The organism is Cellulomonas sp. PhB143 (genome assembly GCF_003752595.1).
Classification (GTDB): Bacteria; Actinomycetota; Actinomycetes; order Actinomycetales; family Cellulomonadaceae; genus Paraoerskovia.
In genome coordinates this window covers 28,424-45,282 of sequence record NZ_RKIJ01000012.1, presented here as the reverse complement: position 1 = coordinate 45,282, position 16,859 = coordinate 28,424, and the positions used below count along the sequence as shown (strand labels likewise).

Sequence of the window (16,859 nt, the reverse complement as noted above, 5' to 3'; positions counted from 1 at the left end):
TCTCTCGTCCGCTGACTCTCGTCCTGCTGCTGCCGTCCATCATACAGAACTCCCCAGTTTCGAAACTCACGGGTTCTGTATTAGGCTGGACGTCTCGAACCCCCAGTCTTTCCCCCGGAGCGCACCCATGCCGTCTGCCCACCCCAGCCACAAGGCCACGACCACCGCCGTGCCGCACCGGCGCCGATGGTTCGTCCTCGCGACCGTCGCCCTGGCCCAGCTCATGGTCGTGCTCGACGCGACCATCGTGAACATCGCGATGCCGTCCGCCCAGGCCGACCTCGGCTTCAGCGACAACAACCGGCAGTGGATCGTCACCGCCTACGCGCTCGCCTTCGGGAGCCTCCTGCTCCTCGGCGGGCGGCTGTCCGACCTCGTCGGCCGGCGCCGGACCCTGCTCATCGGTCTGGTCGGCTTCGCGGGCGCCTCGGCGCTCGGCGGCGCGGCCGGAAGCTTCGGCATGCTCGTCGGCGCCCGCGCCCTGCAGGGCGTCTTCGGCGCGCTGCTCGCGCCGGCCGCCCTGTCGATCCTCACGACGACGTTCACCGACCCGAAGGAGCGCGGCCGCGCCTTCGGCGTCTTCGGGGCGATCGCCGGGATGGGCGGCGCCGTCGGCCTCCTGCTCGGCGGGTACCTCACCGAGAACTTCAACTGGCGCTGGAACCTGTACGTCAACCTGTTCTTCGCCCTCGTCGCGTTCATCGCGGCGCTCGTCCTGCTCCCGAGGCACGAGGAGACGCGCCGCCAGAAGCTCGACATCCCCGGCGTCCTGCTCGTGACCTCGGGCCTGTTCGCCCTCGTCTACGGCTTCTCCCGGGCCGAGCCCGAGGGGTGGGGCTCGCCCTGGACCTGGGTCCCGCTCGCCGCCGCCGTGCTGCTCCTCGCCGGGTTCGTCGCCAGCCAGCGCCGCAGCCCGCACGCGCTGCTGCCGCTGAGCGTCGTCGCCGACCGCGACCGCGGCGGCTCGTACGTCGCCATCCTCGTGGCCGGCTCGGGGATGTTCGGCGTGTTCCTGTTCCTGACGTACTACCTGCAGTCCTCGCTCGGGTACTCACCGATGGAGACCGGCTTCGCGTTCCTCGGCATGGTCGTCTCGATCATGATCACCGCGCAGGTGTCCACGAACTGGGCCCTCGGCCGGTTCGGCCCCAAGGTCCTCGTGCCCTTCGGCCTGACCCTCTCCGGGATCGGCCTCCTGTGGTTCACCCAGCTCGGCGCCGACAGCACGTACGCCTCCGGGGTCCTGCCCGGTCTCGTCCTCATGGGCATCGGCGCCGGCTGCACCATGCCGCCGGCCTTCCAGCTCGCGACGCTCGGCGTGGACCGGGAGCACGCGGGCGTGGCGTCGGCCATGGTCTCCACGAGCCAGCAGATCGGCGGGGCCATCGGCACGGCGGTGCTCAACACGCTCGCCGCGACGGCGGCCGCCACCTACGTCTCGTCGCACCTGCCGGCGTCCCCGGCCGTGGCCGCGGAGGCCGCGCTGCACAGCTACGACGTCGCCTACCTCTGGTCGGCGGGGTTCTTCTTCGTCGGCGCCGTGGTCGTCGCTCTCCTGTTCCGCACCAAGGCCCGCCGCGCGCGGTTCACGGAGCAGCGCGATGCCGCCGCCGCCGGTGCCGTCCGTGGCGCGCACCGGGCCGAGCCGGCGGTGACCGTCGACAGCCCGGAGGACCGCGCCGGCGAGCCCGTGGCCGCGGGCTGACTCAGGCGGTCCGGGGCGTGCGCGGCAGCCAGTCGAGCACGTCCCGGACCTGCCGGTCCCACAGCCCCCACTCGTGCTCGCCGGGGCCGAGGTCGGCGGTGACGGGGACGCCGAGGCGCTCGGCCTCGGCGAGGAAGGCGCGGTTCCCGTCGAGGAGCTCGTCCTCGGTCCCGCAGGCGACATAGAGCGCGGGGAGCTCCGGTGCGCCGTGCCCCGCGGCCTGCTGCTGCGCGCGCGTGCGCAGCAGGTGGAGCAGGTCGCTGTCCGTGCCGACCGGGGAGCGGCCGCCGAGGACGAGGTCGAAGACCTCGGGCCGCCGCTCGCGCACGTCGTCGTCCGCGAGGTCGAGGACGCCCGAGAGGCTCGCCGCGGCCGCGAACTTGTCGGGGTGGCGCAGCGCCCAGCGCACCGCCCCGTACCCGCCCATGGACAGCCCCGCCACGAAGGTGTCCTCGCGGCGCGCGGACACCCGGAAGAAGGCGTGGACGACGCGCGGCAGCTCCTGCGTGAGGAAGGTCCAGTACCGCCGCCCGTGCGCCTCGTCGTGGTAGAAGCTCCGCTCCACGCGGGGCATGACGACGGCGATCCCCCGGTCCGCGACGTAGCGCTCGATCGAGGTGCGGCGGGCCCAGGTCGTGTCGTCGTCGCTCAGCCCGTGCAGCAGGTACAGCACCGGCGGCAGGGCGACGTCGGGGTCCGCGGCGGCGCCGGCCATGCCGATCTGCTCCTCGGTGCGCTGGGGCAGGATCACTGTCATCGAGGTGCTGACCCCGAGGACGTCGGAGAAGAAGTCGCAGCGCATCAGGGCCATGGTCGTGAGGCTATCGCCGGTCAGCCGTGGGCGAGGAGCACGGCGCGACCGGCGCTCGCGAGCCGCGCGGCGACGGCGTCGGGCCCCCCGACGTACCCCGCGACCATCGCGCCGTCGCGCAGCATCATGAGCTCCTCCGCGACGTCCGCCGGGTGGTCGACGCCGAGCTCGGCCGCGAGCCGGCGGAAGGTCTCCGTGTACCAGGCGCGGTGCGCGGCGATCACGGCCCGCACGGGGTGGTCGGCGTCGGGGTGCTCGGCGGCGGCGTTGATGAAGGCGCACCCCCGGAACCCCGGCCGGCACGCGAGCTCGCCGGCGAGCGTCGCGAGGAAGCGCAGCGTGTCGGCGGGGCGGCCGGGGTTCGCGGCGCAGGCGCGGTCGATCAGCGCCCGCTCCCGGGCACCGGTGGCCTCGAGGGAGGCGACCACGAGGGCGTCCTTGGTGGGGAAGTGGCGGTAGAAGGTGACCTTCGAGACCCCGGCCGCGGCGATGATGCGGTCGGCGCTCACGGCGCGGACGCCGTCGGCGTAGAAGAGCTCGGTGGCGGCGGCGAGGATCCGCTCCCGCGCGGATCCTCCGGGGTCTCGCGGGCCACCGGCGCCCGACGACGTCACAGCACCGGTCGCTTGCATCGCACCCGCCTCCGTGGTCTCGTAGTAGACGAACTAGTAACTCTACCGGAGGAGCGCACCATGGCAACCATCTACACCGCGATCGCCACCGCCACGGGCGAGGGCCGCAACGGCCGCTCGCGCACCGACGACGGCATCCTCGACGTCGAGCTCGCGGTTCCGACCGAGATGGGCGGCGCGGGCGGCGCGACGAACCCGGAGCAGCTCTTCGCCGCCGGGTACGCGGCGTGCTTCCACTCCGCCCTCAAGCTCGTCGCGGGCAAGCAGAAGGCGCCGATCACCGACTCGGCCGTCGTCGCCGAGGTCGGGATCCACCCGCTCGAGGTCGGGTTCCAGCTCTCGGTCGCCCTGCACGCCGAGCTCGGCGGGGTGGACCAGGCGACGGCCGACGCGCTCGTGGAGGCGGCCCACCAGGTCTGCCCGTACTCGAACGCGACGCGCGGCAACATCGAGGTCACGGTCGACGCGACGGTGGCCTGACCGGCGTCCCGCCGGCCCCTCACCGACCTTGCCGAACCCTGGCTCCGCCGCGGCTCAGCCGCGGCGGAGCTGGCGGAACATCGGGCAGTCGAACGGGTCGCGGGCCTTGAGCCCGACGGTGTTCAGGTACCGCACGACGATCAGGTACGAGGTGCGCAGGCGGGTCTCGGTGTACGGCATGCCGAGCCGGGCGCAGTGCTCCTTCACGAGCACCCGGGCCGCCATCAGGTGGGGGCGGGGCATGCTCGGGAACAGGTGGTGCTCGATCTGGAAGTTGAGCCCGCCCATGAGCAGGTTCATCCGTCGTCCGCCGATGATGTTGCGCGACGTGAGGACCTGCTTGCTGAGGAAGTCGAGCTTCGAGTCGGCGGGCAGGATGGCCATGCCCTTGTGGTTCGGAGCGAACGAGGCACCCATGTAGACGCCGAACACCGCACCCCAGACGCCGAAGAACGCGAACGCCAGGCCCAGGGGGAGGGCCCAGAAGACGAGCGCCCCCACGATCACGAGGCGCGCCGCGATCGTCGCGAGCTCCTGGACCTTCTCGCGCGACGGCGGCGAGGCCAGCAGGGAGCGGATCGAGACCAGGTGCAGGTTCGCGCCCTCGAGGGTGAGCAGCGGGAAGAACAGCCACCCCTGGTAGCGGTGGATCCAGGTCAGCCAGGTGTCGCGCATCGTGGTCGCGTCGTCCTCGGTGAAGACGATCGTGTCCATCGCGATGTCCGGGTCCTTGCCCACCTTGTTCGGGTTCGCGTGGTGGCGGGTGTGCTTGGACATCCACCACGAGTAGCTGATGCCGACGACGCCGTTCGCGAGCAGCCGGCCCACCCGGTCGTTCGTCCGGCCCGACTCGAAGACGACGCGGTGCGCGGCCTCGTGGGTGAGGAACGAGAACTGGGTCATGACGATCCCGAGCGCTCCGGCCACCAGGAGCTGGAACCACGAGTCCCCGAGCAGCACGAACCCGGCGACGCACCCGGCGAGGGCGAGGGTGAGGACCCCGGCCATGACGCCGTAGAACACCGGGGTCTTGCGGAGCAGGCCCGCCTCGCGGACCGCTCGGGAGAGCTCGGTGTAGGTGCTCGTGACGTTCCGCGCCGAGCCGCTGCGGGGCGTCGTCGGGCGGAAGCCGGGGGTGACGGTGGTCATGCGGGGTCCTCGCTGTCGCAGCTGTTGCACGGTGTCGACTTCCCAGCCGTGGTCCACGAGCGGCGTGCCCGCACATGCAGATCTGTCGATCGTAGGCGGGGGGCGCACGCCGCACAGGGGGGACAACCCACCTCTTGTGGGTGGGAGACGTGTGGGTGCTGTGCCTGCGGCGGCGCTCAGCCTGCGGCGGCGAGGGGCCGGGGCGCGGGGAACAGCGCCCAGACGTGCTTCGCGGTCTCGGTCGAGAACCAGCCGACCTCGCGGGCGAGGCGGTCGGCCACGCGCAGGCCGAAGCCGCCGCGGCCGGCGGGCCGCTGTCCCGCGACGTGCGGCGCCGCGGCGGGGGCGCCGTCGATCACCTCGACGAGGTACGAGCGGCCGTCGCTGCGCAGGCGCACCAGCGCGGGCGTGCCGCCGTGGCACAGCGCGTTCGCGGCGAGCTCGCTCGAGACGAGGACGATGTCCTGCGCGGTCTCGGCGGGGGGATCGGCGCGGGGGTCGCGCTGGAGCGCTGCCCCTGTCCCCGCTGACCCTGTCCCCGCTGCCGCGGTGCCGGCCGGCTCCGCGGTCAGCGACCGCAGCGCGGAGAGCATCGACTCGCGGAAGCGGGAGAGGTCGTCCGTGCCCCACACGCTCCAGCACCGCAGCTCGGCGAAGCCGTCGGGGGCGGGGCGGGAGCTGATCGCTGCGGACACAGACGTCTCCTCACGGCCCCCGGCTGATACGTGTCACGGAGAACCGCAGGGACACCGAGCTGTCCCTTCACCCGTGCTGACCCGTCCAGGATGCACGATGCGGGCGCCCTCCGCAGAGGGACCTCGGGCGGTGTGGACGAGGCGGTCGCGATCTCTGGCGGGGACGTGGCACGGGGCGATACCGTCGAGCATGGTTCAGCGGGAGATCGTCGAGACACGGGTGATGGACGCTCCGCGAGACGCTGTCTGGCGTGTCGTCACCGACACCACGAACGCCGCGCAGGTGCTGCGCGGCGTCGAGAAGATCGAGGTCCTCGAGGGAGAGGTCTACGAGGTCGGGCTGCGATGGCGCGAGACGCGTCGCATCCTCGGCAGGTCCGCCTCCGAGGAGATGGAGGTCGTGGCCGTGGAGCCGGGCGTCTCCACGCGCATCGAGGCGTGGAGCTCGGGCGTGCGGTACACCACGATCTTCGAGCTCCAGGCGATCGGCCCGAAGACGCGGGTCGTCGTGCACTTCCGCGGTGACCCCACGGAGGAGGCGGGCGCCGTGCAGAAGTCGCTCGTCAAGCTCTTCGGCGGGATCGGTGCCATCGCCACCAGCGCAGGCCTGCGCCGCGACCTCGGCGACATCGAGGTGGCAGCGGCGGGCACGCCCAACGAGATGGGCTCGGCGCTCCAGGGCTGATCGCGCCCGTCAGAACGGCGGCGGCAGCGGCGGCTCGGGCGCCCGCACGGCCCGAGTGTCCGCTCGGCGCGGTGCGCGACGGCTGTGGAGGGGCGGGAGAGTCAGGCGACCTGAGCGCGCAACCAGGCCACGTCGTCGGGCGCCGTGGCGTGGGTCTCGCACACGACGGGGGCGTCCGCGGCGCGGACCAGGTCCACGAGCACCTGCGGGTCGATGGTGCCCCCGGTGAGCGCCGTGTGCCGGTCCTGTCCGGAGTCGAAGGCGCCGATGCTCCCGTTGGCGTGCACCAGGTCGATGCGCCCCGTGATCGCGCGGATCGCGTCGACCGCCCCGGCCAGGTCGATCCCGCCCGCGTGCGCGTGGCAGGTGTCGAGCGTGAGACCGACCTCGGCGCCGCCCTCCGCCGCCGTGACGGCCGCCCAGAGCTGCTCGATCCGCTCGAGGCGCCGCGCCATGGAGTGCTCGCCGCCGGCCGTGTTCTCGATCAGGACCGGCACGTCCGTCTCGAGCGCCTCGACCGCCTTGCGCCAGTTGTCGAAGCCCTTCGCCGGGTCGTCGGCGGCGGTCACGTGCCCGCCGTGGACGACGACGCCCGCCGCCCCGATCTGCGCCGCGCCGTCCATGATCTTCTGCAGGAGCTTGCGCGACGGGATCCGGATGCGGTTGTTCGTCGAGGCCACGTTGATGACGTACGGGGCGTGCACCACGAGCCGCAGGTCTGCCGCCGCCGCGTCCGCGCGCAGCGCGTCGGCCCCGCCGGGGTACGTGATGTCGCACCCCTTCCAGGACTGGGGGTCGCTCAGGAACACCTGGGCGACGTCGGCCCCCATCTGCTGGGCCTGGGTGATCGCGTCCGCCTGGTCGACGTGGGCTCCGATGCGCATGTGCCGAGCCTAGGCGGTGCCCGGCGCAGCGCCACGCGCCCGCGCGCCGAGCGCGCGAGGATGAGGCGATGAGCGCCCCGTCACCTCTCACCCGCCCCGCCCCGCGCACCACCCACGAGGTGCGCAACCAGCCGCCGCCCCGCACCGAGGTCGACGAGTACGCCGCCGCGCCCGTGCTCCGCGAGGGCGTCGCCGCGTTCGGCGCCGCCTGGGCCGAGGAGCACCTGACGCAGGTCGGCAGGCTCGTCGGCTCGGCCGGGTTCCAGGCGGACGCCGAGGCGGCGAACGTGCACGAGCCGGTGCTGCGCACCCACGACCGCTGGGGCCACCGCGTCGACGAGATCGACTACCACCCCGCCTACCACCGGGTGCTGGGGGCCGCCGTCGGGCACGGCGCCCACACCAGCGCCTGGGCGGAGCCGCGCCCCGGTGCGAACGTGGCGCGCGCCGCCGTCTTCGGGCTGTTCGCCCAGGTCGAGCCCGGCCACGCCTGCCCCGTCTCCATGACGCACGCGGCCGTGCCGTCCCTCGCGCACGCGCCGGCGCTCGCGGACCTGTGGCGGCCGCGGCTCCTGTCCCGCGGGTACGACGGTCGGCTCGCCGCGCCGGCGGACAAGCCCGGGGCGCTGGTCGGGATGGCGATGACCGAGAAGCAGGGCGGCAGCGACGTGCGCGCCAACACCACCGTCGCCGTCCGGGCCGACGCCGCGGGCGGGGACGGCGAGGTCGGGACCTACCTGCTCACCGGGCACAAGTGGTTCTGCTCGGCGCCGATGTCCGACGCCTTCCTCGTGCTCGCGAAGGTGGCCGACGCCGCCGCGCCCACCTGCTTCCTCGTGCCGCGCGTCCTCGAGGACGGGGCCCGCAACGTCTTCCGGGTCCAGCGGCTCAAGGACAAGCTCGGCAACCGGTCGAACGCCTCGAGCGAGGTCGAGCTCGACGGGACCGTCGGGCACCTCGTCGGCGAGGTCGACCGCGGGGTGCGCACGATCATCGAGATGGTCGGGCGCACGCGCCTCGACTGCGTGCACGGCTCCGCCGCGGGCATGCGGCAGGGCGTCGCCGAGGCGCTGTGGCACGCCGAGCACCGGGCGGCCTTCGGCGCCCGACTCGTCGACCAGCCGGCGATGACGGCGGTGCTCGCGGACCTCGCGCTCGAGTCCGAGGCGGCGACACTGACGTCGCTGCGCCTCGCGGCCGCGTACGACGCCGGCGACGCCGTCGAGGCCGAGCAGGAGCGCGCCTTCGCGCGGCTGGCCACCGCGGTCGGCAAGTACTGGGTGTGCAAGCGCGGCCCCCACCACGCCGCCGAGGCGATGGAGTGCCTCGGGGGCAACGGGTACACGGAGACGTTCCCGCTCGCGCGCCGGTACCGCGAGCAGCCCGTCATGGCGATCTGGGAGGGCTCGGGGAACGTCATCGCGCTCGACGTGCTGCGGGCGATCGCCCGGGAGCCCGCGTCGCTCGAGGCGTTCCGGGCCGAGCTCGCGACCACCGCGGGCGCGCACCCGGTGCTCGACGCGCACACGGCCCGCACCGACCGGCTCGTGCGGGACGCCGTCGCCGACCCGGGCGGCGCGCAGGGGCAGGCGCGCCGCCTCGTCGAGGCGATGGCGCTCGGGCTGCAGGCCTCGCTGCTGGTGCGCCACGCGCCGTCGGGCACCGCGGAGGCGTTCGTCGCGGCCCGGCTGGGGGAGGAGCGGGCGCACGGCTACGGTGCCCTGCCGCGCGGCACGGACCTGACCGCGGTCCTGGCGCGCCACCGCGCGCCCTGACGAGACCGCCCGGGCCCGCCGAGCCTTCCCGCCGAGACGTCGAACTCTGCCCCCGTTCTGGCCAGAACAGGGGCAGAGTTCGACGTCTCGGCGGACGTCGGGCACCGGGCCGCGGGTCGGCATGTGAACGCGCCGTCTGCACGAAACACGGTGCCGCTACCCTCGTGACCGTGACTGACACCGAACCCACCCCGGACCCGTCGGGAGCCGGCCGCGGCCTGGCCCGGCACGACGTCCCGGACCAGCTGCGGGACGACGTCCGCCTCCTCGGCGGCCTGCTCGGGACCGTCCTCACCGAGTCGGGCGGGCAGGCGCTGCTCGACGACGTCGAGCGGCTGCGCGAGCTCGTCATCGAGGCGTACGACGAGTACGACCCGTCCGGCGAGAACCAGGGCGCCCTCGAGGAGGCCGAGGGCCTCGTCGCCGGCTTCAGCCTCGAGCGCGCCGAGCAGGTGGCCCGCGCGTTCACCTGCTACTTCCACCTCGCGAACCTCGCGGAGGAGTTCCACCGCGTGCGCGTCCTGCGCGAGCGCGAGTCGCGGACGACGACGGTCGTGGCCGCGAGCGACGACAGCCTCCCCGCCGCGTTCGAGCAGCTCGTCGGCGAGGTCGGCCACGACGAGGCGCTGCGCCGCGTGCAGGCCCTGGAGTTCCGCCCGGTCCTCACGGCCCACCCCACCGAGGCGCGCCGCCGCGCCGTCTCGCAGGGCATCCGTCGCATCTCGCGGCTGCTCGAGGAGCGCGACACGCTGCACCTCGGCGGTCCGTCGCTCGCCGAGAACGAGCGCGCGATGCTCGCCTCGATCGACGCCCTCTGGCGCACGTCGCCGATCCGCGCGGCCAAGCCGACCGTGCTCGACGAGGTCAAGACGGCGCTCGGCGTCTTCGAGTCCACGATGTTCGAGACCTTCCCGACGGTCTACCGCCGGCTCGACGACTGGCTCCTCAAGGACCAGGCGGGACGCCAGGAGCCGCTCGCCCGCCCGTTCGTGAGCCTCGGCAGCTGGATCGGCGGCGACCGCGACGGCAACCCGAACGTCACCTCGGAGGTCACCCGGGCCGCCGCGGCGCTCGCGTCCGAGCGCGCCGTCGCCGCGCTGCGCGGCTCCGCGGACGAGGTCGTCGCCCGGATCACGCTCGACCAGGACGGCACGCCCGCCTCGCCGGCCCTGCTCGCGCTGCGCCAGCGCCAGCGCCAGCTCTCGCCGGAGGCGAGCGACCACGCCGACGCCGAGTCGCCGAGCGAGCCGCACCGCGCGGCCCTGATGTTCGTCGCCGCGCGCCTCGAGGCCACCCACGCCCGCGACGCCGACCTCTCCTACCCCTCACCGGAGGAGCTGGAGGCGGACCTGCGCGTGATCCAGGAGTCGCTGCTCGCGGCCGGGGCGCCGCGTGCCGCCTACGGCTCCCTGCAGAACCTCCTGTGGCAGGTGCAGACCTTCGGGTTCCACCTCGCCGAGCTCGAGGTGCGCCAGCACTCGCAGGTGCACGCGGCCGCGCTCGCGGACCTCGAGGAGCACGGCGTGCACGGCGACCTGGCGCCCATGACGCGCGAGGTCCTCGACACCTACCGCGCGATCGGCTCCGTCCAGAAGCGCTACGGCATCCGCGCGGCGCGACGGTACGTCGTCTCGTTCACGCAGGCCCCCGAGCACATGGCGGCCGTCTACCGCCTCGCCCGGTACGCGTTCCCGGACCCCGCCGACGCCCCCGTGATCGACGCGGTCCCGCTGTTCGAGACCTTCGACGACCTGAACAACAGCGTCGACATCCTCGAGTCGATGCTCGAGCTCCCCGAGGTCCAGGCGCGCCTGGCCGAGAACGGCCGCAAGGTCGAGGTCATGCTCGGCTACTCGGACTCGTCCAAGGACGTCGGCCCCGTCTCGGCGACCCTCTCGCTGCACGACGCCCAGCAGCGCATCGCGCAGTGGGCCCAGCGCCACGACATCGCGCTGACCCTCTTCCACGGCCGCGGCGGTGCGCTCGGACGCGGCGGCGGCCCCGCGAACCGCGCCGTGCTCGCCCAGCCCCCGGGCTCGGTCGAGGGACGCTTCAAGCTCACCGAGCAGGGCGAGGTCATCCTCGCCCGCTACGGCGACAAGGACATCGCCGAGCGGCACATCGAGCAGGTCGCCGCGGCGACCCTGCTGCAGTCGGCGCCCTCCGTGGAGAAGCGCAACGCGGAGGCGACGGCGCGGTTCGCGGACATGGCCGCCGAGCTCGACCGCACCTCGCGCACCCGGTTCCACGAGCTGGTGCGCGCCGACGGGTTCCCGCAGTGGTTCGCGGAGGTCACCCCGCTCGAGGAGGTCGGCCTGCTGCCGATCGGCTCGCGTCCCGCCAAGCGCGGCCTCTCGGTCAACTCGCTCGACGACCTGCGCGCGATCCCGTGGGTCTTCTCCTGGTCGCAGGCGCGCATCAACCTCGCCGGCTGGTACGGCCTGGGCACGGCGCTGCGGGACTTCGGCGACGTCGAGGAGCTGCGCCGCGCGCACCAGGAGTGGCCGCTGTTCGCGACGCTGCTGGACAACGTCGAGATGTCGCTCGCCAAGACGGACGCGCGCATCGCCGAGCGGTACCTCGCGCTCGGCGACCGCGCCGACCTCGCCGAGATGGTGCTCACCGAGCTGCGCCTGACGCGCGAGTGGGTCCTGAAGATCACGGGCAGCCGCTGGCCGCTGCAGCAGCGCCGGGTCCTCGGGCGTGCCGTCCAGCTCCGCTCGCCGTACGTGGACGCCCTGTCGCTGATCCAGGTACGGGCGCTCGCCGCCCTGCGCAACGGCAACGACGACGGCCTCAGCGAGGCCACCACCGACCAGCTGCGGCACCTGCTGCTGCTCACGGTCAACGGGGTCTCGGCCGGTCTGCAGAACACCGGCTGACCGGGCCCGCCCGTGCCCGACGACGGGGCGCACCCTCCGCGCGAGGGTGCGCCCCGTCGTCGGGCCGGCCGGCGTGCCCTAGGCGGCGCCGTCGGGCGCGGAGATGACCTTGAACGGCGAGCCCTGCGGGTCCGCCAGCACCGCCATCCGGCCGTACGGGGAGTCCTCCGGTGCCATCGACACGCTGCCGCCGAGCTCGACCGCCCGCGCGACCGCCTCGTCGGTGTCCTCGACGAGCAGGTACACACTCCAGTGCGAGGGCTCGTCGCCCAGCCAGGCGGAGGCGTCCATGATCCCGGCGTGCTGCTCGCCGTCGACCTGGTCCACGCAGTACCGGAACTCGTCGCTGTCCCCCTGGACCTCGACGGACCAGCCGAACGCCTCCTCGTAGAAGGCCACGGCGGCGCGGTAGCCCGTGCTCAGCAGCTCGTGCCACGCCGGTGCGCCCGGCTCCGCGACGACCGCGAACCCGGGGTGGCCGCGCGGCTCCCACACGGACACCGCCGCGCCCGACGGGTCCCGCACGCCCGCCATGACGCCCTGGCCGGGGACGTCGTGCGGCCCCCAGAGCACGGTCCCGCCCGCCGCGCGCACCCGCTCGAGCGTCGCGCGCGCGTCGGCGGAGCGCAGGTAGACCGCCCAGCCCGGCGCGCGCGACGGGTCGGGCACCGGCCCGACGCCGGCGACGAGCTCGCCGTCGAGCGTGAAGCTCCCGTAGTGGCCGACGTCGGCCCCGAGGTCGGTGTGCTCCCAGCCGAAGAGCGCCGTGTAGAAGGCGACGGTCGACCCCAGGTCGCGCGTCGCGAGATCGTTCCAGACGGGCGCCCCGACGGGCACCTCTGAGCGTGCGGGCACGGGCGGGCTCCTTCGCTGTCGCTCACGGACGGTCCGGCGGACGCTCGACGACGCTACCGGCGCGGGTGCGCGGCCGCGCGCCGGCGGGGAGTCCCTCAGCCCACCCCGAGGTACGCGACCCAGGTCCCCGCGAAGGCCAGCGCGGCGCCCGACCACGGGTACGGCCAGGCCGGCCTCACCGTCCGGTAGCGCGCGACGGTGAGGCCGGTTCCGCCGACCACGCCGACCGCGACCATCAGCAGGCCGAGCAGCACGACGGCGTCGAACCCCTGCGCGAGCGCGGCGCGGTAGGACGGGAGGGTGCCGAGCGTGGAGACGGCGACGGTCGCGAGCGCGACGACGCCGAGGAACACGCTCGCGCGCTCGCCCCCGGAGCGCGGGGTGACGCGGGGCAGGTCACCGGGGCTCATGGCGCCCAGGATGCCACGGGCGCGCGGCCGCACGAGAGTGGAGGGATGAGCACCTCGATCGACACCTCCGCCCACCTGTCCCTGCCCGACGTCCCCACGCAGCTGTTCGTCGGGGGCCGATGGCGCGACGCCGCCTCCGGGGAGACGTTCACGGTCGAGGACCCGGGCAACGGCGACGACCTCGCCCGCGTCCCGGACGCGGGCGTCGAGGACGCGACCGCCGCGCTCGACGCGGCCGTCGCGGCGCAGGCCGGGTGGGCCGCCACGGCCCCGCGCGAGCGCGGCGAGATCCTGCGCCGCGCCTTCGAGACCGTCACCGAGCGGATCGACGAGCTCGCCGCCGTGATGACCCTGGAGATGGGCAAGTCCCTCGCGGAGTCGCGCGCCGAGATCTCCTACGCCGCGGAGTTCTTCCGCTGGTACTCCGAGGAGGCCGTGCGGATCTCCGGCCGCTGGTCCACCGCGCCCGCGGGCGGCTCGCGCCTGCTCACCATGAAGCAGCCCGTCGGCCCGTGCCTGTTCGTCACGCCCTGGAACTTCCCGCTCGCCATGGGCACGCGCAAGATCGGTCCCGCGATCGCGGCGGGCTGCACGATGGTGGTCAAGCCGGCGTCCGCGACCCCGCTGAGCATGCTCGCCCTCGCGGGCATCCTCGCCGAGGCGGGCCTGCCGGACGGGGTGCTGAACGTCGTCACCACCCGCTCGTCGGGCGAGGTCTCCGGGACGCTGCTCGCCGACCCCCGGCTGCGCAAGGTCTCGTTCACCGGCTCCACCGAGGTGGGGCGGCGCATCGTCGAGCAGTCGGCGCAGAACCTCCTGCGCGTCTCGATGGAGCTCGGCGGCAACGCGCCGTTCCTCGTCCTCGAGGACGCCGACCTCGACCGCGCCGTCGAGGGCGCCATGCTCGCCAAGATGCGTAACGTCGGCGAGGCGTGCACCGCCGCCAACCGGTTCCACGTGCACCGCTCGGTCGCCGACGAGTTCGCCACGCGGCTCGCCGAGCGCTTCGACGCCCTGACCCTCGGCCACGGGACGGCGGAGGGCACCGACGTCGGCCCCCTCGTGGACGACGCGACGCGCGAGAAGGTCGAGGAGCTCGTGGGCGACGCCGTCGAGCGGGGCGCGGAGGCGGTCGTCGGCGGCGAGCGGGTCGACGGCCCCGGCTACTTCTACCGACCCACCGTGCTGACGGGAGTGCCCGACGGCGCCCGCATCCTCCGGGAGGAGGTCTTCGGCCCCGTCGCGCCGATCAGCGTGTTCGACGACGAGGACGAGGCGGTGCGCGCCGCGAACGACACCGAGCTCGGCCTCACCGCGTACCTGTTCACGCAGGACCTCGACCGGGCGATCCGGGTGAGCGAGCGTCTCGAGACCGGGATGGTCGGTCTCAACGCCGGCATCGTCTCCAACCCGGCGGCGCCGTTCGGCGGCATCAAGGCCAGCGGGTTCGGGCGCGAGGGCGGGGCCGAGGGCATCGAGGAGTACCTCGAGACCAAGTACGTGGCGCTGGCGGTCCCGGAGCGCTGACCGGCCGTCAGAGCCTGAGCCCACCCGCCGAGATCGATGCTGGCGCGCGAGTTCGACCCCGCGGCATCGAACTCGCGCCGGTGCATCGAACTCGGTGCCGGACGCCCCGGTCGCGGACGGCCGTCAGAGCGTGAGCCGGCCCGGGTCGAGCCGCTCGACGCCCGGGACGGCGTCGAAGTCGCGGTCGGGGGAGACGAGCGCGGCGAACCCGTGCTGCAAGGCCGTCGCCGCATGCACGGCGTCGCGCCCGCCGAGGCCCGCCTGCTCGACCAGGTCGACGGCCCGGGCCAGCACGTCGGCGTCGAACGGGTGGAGCACGCACGCCGCGGCCGCGCCGCGCGCCTGGGCGACGGCAGCCGCCCGGTCGCCGCGGCGGAGCCGGTGGTGCAGGAGCTCCTGGACCATCTCGACGCTCGCGTGCAGCTCGACGTCGCCACGGGCGGCGGCCTCGAGCAGCGCCCTGCACGGGCCGCGCATCGCGTGCTCGCCGCCGAGCGCGTACGCGAGCACGGCCGTGTCGACGAACAGCCGGCGAGGCGGTTCGGGGCGGGTCACGCGAGCCGCGCGTCGACGTCGTCGGCCAGGTGCTGCTTGGACCGCGACCAGTCCGGCTCGGCGGGCGTGTCCGAAGGCGCCGCGTCGAGGAGGGCCCGGGCCGCCACCGCACGGGCGTCGGCGTCGGACGCGAAGTGCGCGTCGATCGCCTCGCGGACGACCGTCGCCACGGAGGCCCCGCGGCGGGTGGCCTCGTTCTCGAGCAGGGCGTACCGCTCGGTGTCGATGAGGATCTGCAGGCGCCGCTCGAGGACCGACATGCTCATACCGTAGCAGGAGCATGGCCACGGGGCGGGGAACACCGTGGACCGCCGCGGGGTTGCCGAGCCGTGACCCAGCAGCAGACCACGGGCGTCGGCTTCCGGTCCGAGCGGGGCCCGGTGCTGATCGCGCTGATGGTCTCGACCGGGCTGATCGCGATCGACGCCACCATCCTCGCGACCGCCGTCCCCTCGATCGTCGACGACCTCGGCGGGTTCGCCGAGTTCCCCTGGCTCTTCTCGGTGTACCTGCTCGCTCAGGCGGTCTCCGTGCCGATCTACGCCAAGCTCGCCGACACCGTCGGGCGCAAGCCGATCCTGCTGCTCGGCATCGCGCTGTTCCTCGCGGGCTCGCTCCTGTGCGGGTTCGCGTGGTCGATGCCCGCGCTCATCGCCTTCCGGGTGGTGCAGGGCCTCGGCGCCGGGGCGATCCAGCCGATCGCCATCACGGTCGTGGGCGACATCTACACGGTGGCCGAGCGGGCCCGCGTCCAGGGCTACCTGGCCAGCGTGTGGGCCGTCTCGTCCGTCGTCGGCCCGACGCTCGGGGGCGTGTTCTCCGAGCTCGGGATCTGGCGATGGATCTTCTTCGTCAACGTGCCCGTCTGCGTGGCCGCCGCCTGGCTGCTGGCCCGCAGCTTCCACGAGGACGTCGAGCGCCGCCCGCACCGGATCGACTGGTCGGGCGGCGTCCTGCTGACCACCGGCCTGACCCTCGTCATCCTCGCGACGCTCGAGGGCGGCGAGGCGTGGGCGTGGGACGCGTGGCCGAGCCTCGCCGGCTACGGGCTCGGCACCGTGCTGCTCCTCGCTTTCGTCCTGGTGGAGCGGCGCGCGCCCGAGCCCGTCCTGCCGCTGTGGGTGTTCTCGCGCCGGCTGCTGCTCTCGACCGCCCTCGTCGCGCTCGGGGTCGGGGCGGTGCTCATCGGGCTCACCTCGTACGTGCCGACGTTCCTCGAGGGCACGCTCGGCGTCTCGCCGCTGACGTCCGGTCTCGCGCTGGCCGCGATGACGATCGGCTGGCCCCTCGCGGCGTCGCTCTCGGGTCGCTTCTACCTGCGCATCGGGTTCCGCAGCACCGTGCTCGTCGGGTGCGCGCTCGCCGTCCTCGGCGCGGTCCTCATGGCCTGGCTCTCGGGGACCCCGTCGGTGGCCTCGGTCGCGGCGAGCACCTTCGTCGTCGGCCTGGGTCTCGGGCTCGTCGCCGCGCCGAGCACCATCGCGGCGCAGAGCAGCGTCGGCTGGGGCGAGCGCGGCGTCGTCACGGGGACGAACATGTTCTCCCGCTCGATCGGCAGCGCCGTGGGCGTGGCCGTCTTCGGTGCGCTGGCGAACGGGGTCCTCGCGCGCAGCGGCGGCGGGGCGTCCGACGCCGGGGCGGTGCAGGACGCCTCCACCGTGGTCTTCGTGGGGGTCGCCGTGGCCGCCGTCGGGATGACGGCGGCTGCGCTGCTCATGCCCCGCACGACGCCGGCCGCGGAGCCGCGCTGAGCCCTCTGGCGTGCGTGGCGAGAGTTGCTGTGGGCACACTTCAAGTCGCGGCCGGGTCTCGAT

16 protein-coding genes are annotated in these 16,859 nt (G+C 74.1%); 7 read left to right on the top strand and 9 right to left on the bottom strand.

The window, feature by feature from the left end; genetic code table 11:
- The first annotated feature begins 127 nt into the window (after nt 1–127).
- Nucleotides 128–1,705, top strand: coding sequence for an MFS transporter (locus EDF32_RS08445; protein ID WP_123308109.1), 1,578 nt, complete (start codon nt 128–130; stop codon nt 1,703–1,705).
- Nucleotide 1,706: 1 nt separating this feature from the next.
- On the opposite strand, the gene EDF32_RS08440 is transcribed toward EDF32_RS08445, so the two are convergent.
- Both EDF32_RS08440 and EDF32_RS08435 read right to left on the bottom strand, forming a co-directional pair.
- A complete protein-coding gene (locus EDF32_RS08440; protein ID WP_123308108.1) occupies nt 1,707–2,516 on the bottom strand; it encodes an alpha/beta hydrolase family protein in 810 nt (269 codons plus the stop codon).
- A 20-nt stretch (nt 2,517–2,536) separates the two neighbouring features.
- Entirely contained in the window at nt 2,537–3,148 is a 612-nt protein-coding gene (locus EDF32_RS08435; RefSeq protein WP_123308107.1) for a TetR/AcrR family transcriptional regulator, read from the bottom strand.
- Between the two features lie 60 nt (nt 3,149–3,208).
- On the opposite strand from EDF32_RS08435, the gene EDF32_RS08430 reads away from it, so the two are divergent.
- Nucleotides 3,209–3,628 carry an organic hydroperoxide resistance protein gene (locus EDF32_RS08430; protein ID WP_123308106.1) on the top strand — a complete coding sequence of 140 codons (420 nt, stop codon included), beginning with the start codon at nt 3,209–3,211 and terminating at the stop codon, nt 3,626–3,628.
- A gap of 54 nt (nt 3,629–3,682) precedes the next feature.
- Here the strand turns inward: EDF32_RS08430 and EDF32_RS08425 are convergent, their stop codons facing one another.
- Nucleotides 3,683–4,777 (bottom strand): acyl-CoA desaturase, encoded by a 1,095-nt coding sequence (locus tag EDF32_RS08425; RefSeq protein WP_123308105.1) that lies wholly within the window; start codon nt 4,775–4,777, stop codon nt 3,683–3,685.
- A 176-nt stretch (nt 4,778–4,953) separates the two neighbouring features.
- A complete protein-coding gene (locus tag EDF32_RS14570) occupies nt 4,954–5,472 on the bottom strand; it encodes an ATP-binding protein (protein ID WP_158614072.1) in 519 nt (172 codons plus the stop codon).
- A 97-nt stretch (nt 5,473–5,569) separates the two neighbouring features.
- Between EDF32_RS14570 and EDF32_RS14565 the strand changes: the two genes are divergently transcribed.
- Nucleotides 5,570–6,157, top strand: coding sequence for an SRPBCC family protein (locus tag EDF32_RS14565; protein WP_370449948.1), 588 nt, complete (start codon nt 5,570–5,572; stop codon nt 6,155–6,157).
- 101 nt (nt 6,158–6,258) lie between these two features.
- On the opposite strand, the gene EDF32_RS08410 is transcribed toward EDF32_RS14565, so the two are convergent.
- On the bottom strand, nt 6,259–7,041 hold the full coding sequence (locus tag EDF32_RS08410; RefSeq protein ID WP_123308102.1) for a deoxyribonuclease IV: 783 nt from the start codon (nt 7,039–7,041) through the stop codon (nt 6,259–6,261).
- A 68-nt stretch (nt 7,042–7,109) separates the two neighbouring features.
- Here EDF32_RS08410 and EDF32_RS08405 point away from each other — a divergent pair, with 68 nt between their 5' ends.
- Together EDF32_RS08405 and EDF32_RS08400 are read left to right on the top strand one after the other, a co-directional pair.
- Nucleotides 7,110–8,816: an acyl-CoA dehydrogenase family protein gene (locus tag EDF32_RS08405; protein WP_123308101.1), complete on the top strand. Its 1,707-nt coding sequence runs from the start codon at nt 7,110–7,112 to the stop codon at nt 8,814–8,816.
- A gap of 164 nt (nt 8,817–8,980) precedes the next feature.
- Nucleotides 8,981–11,698: a phosphoenolpyruvate carboxylase gene (locus tag EDF32_RS08400; RefSeq protein ID WP_123308100.1), complete on the top strand. Its 2,718-nt coding sequence runs from the start codon at nt 8,981–8,983 to the stop codon at nt 11,696–11,698.
- Between the two features lie 78 nt (nt 11,699–11,776).
- On the opposite strand, the gene EDF32_RS08395 is transcribed toward EDF32_RS08400, so the two are convergent.
- Both EDF32_RS08395 and EDF32_RS08390 read right to left on the bottom strand, forming a co-directional pair.
- On the bottom strand, nt 11,777–12,553 hold the full coding sequence (locus EDF32_RS08395; RefSeq protein WP_123308099.1) for a VOC family protein: 777 nt from the start codon (nt 12,551–12,553) through the stop codon (nt 11,777–11,779).
- A 95-nt stretch (nt 12,554–12,648) separates the two neighbouring features.
- Nucleotides 12,649–12,963 carry a hypothetical protein gene (locus EDF32_RS08390; protein WP_148061581.1) on the bottom strand — a complete coding sequence of 105 codons (315 nt, stop codon included), beginning with the start codon at nt 12,961–12,963 and terminating at the stop codon, nt 12,649–12,651.
- A 45-nt stretch (nt 12,964–13,008) separates the two neighbouring features.
- On the opposite strand from EDF32_RS08390, the gene EDF32_RS08385 reads away from it, so the two are divergent.
- Nucleotides 13,009–14,490: an NAD-dependent succinate-semialdehyde dehydrogenase gene (locus EDF32_RS08385; protein ID WP_123308097.1), complete on the top strand. Its 1,482-nt coding sequence runs from the start codon at nt 13,009–13,011 to the stop codon at nt 14,488–14,490.
- Between the two features lie 123 nt (nt 14,491–14,613).
- Here the strand turns inward: EDF32_RS08385 and EDF32_RS14875 are convergent, their stop codons facing one another.
- Nucleotides 14,614–15,045, bottom strand: a complete 432-nt coding sequence (locus EDF32_RS14875) for a type II toxin-antitoxin system VapC family toxin (RefSeq protein ID WP_233565813.1) — start codon at nt 15,043–15,045, stop codon at nt 14,614–14,616.
- Nucleotides 15,042–15,305 carry an antitoxin gene (locus tag EDF32_RS14870; RefSeq protein ID WP_123308385.1) on the bottom strand — a complete coding sequence of 88 codons (264 nt, stop codon included), beginning with the start codon at nt 15,303–15,305 and terminating at the stop codon, nt 15,042–15,044. Before EDF32_RS14870 ends, EDF32_RS14875 begins: the two co-directional genes overlap by 4 nt.
- Before the next feature lie 69 nt (nt 15,306–15,374).
- On the opposite strand from EDF32_RS14870, the gene EDF32_RS08370 reads away from it, so the two are divergent.
- Nucleotides 15,375–16,796: an MDR family MFS transporter gene (locus EDF32_RS08370; protein ID WP_370449947.1), complete on the top strand. Its 1,422-nt coding sequence runs from the start codon at nt 15,375–15,377 to the stop codon at nt 16,794–16,796.
- Nucleotides 16,797–16,859: the final 63 nt, after the last annotated feature.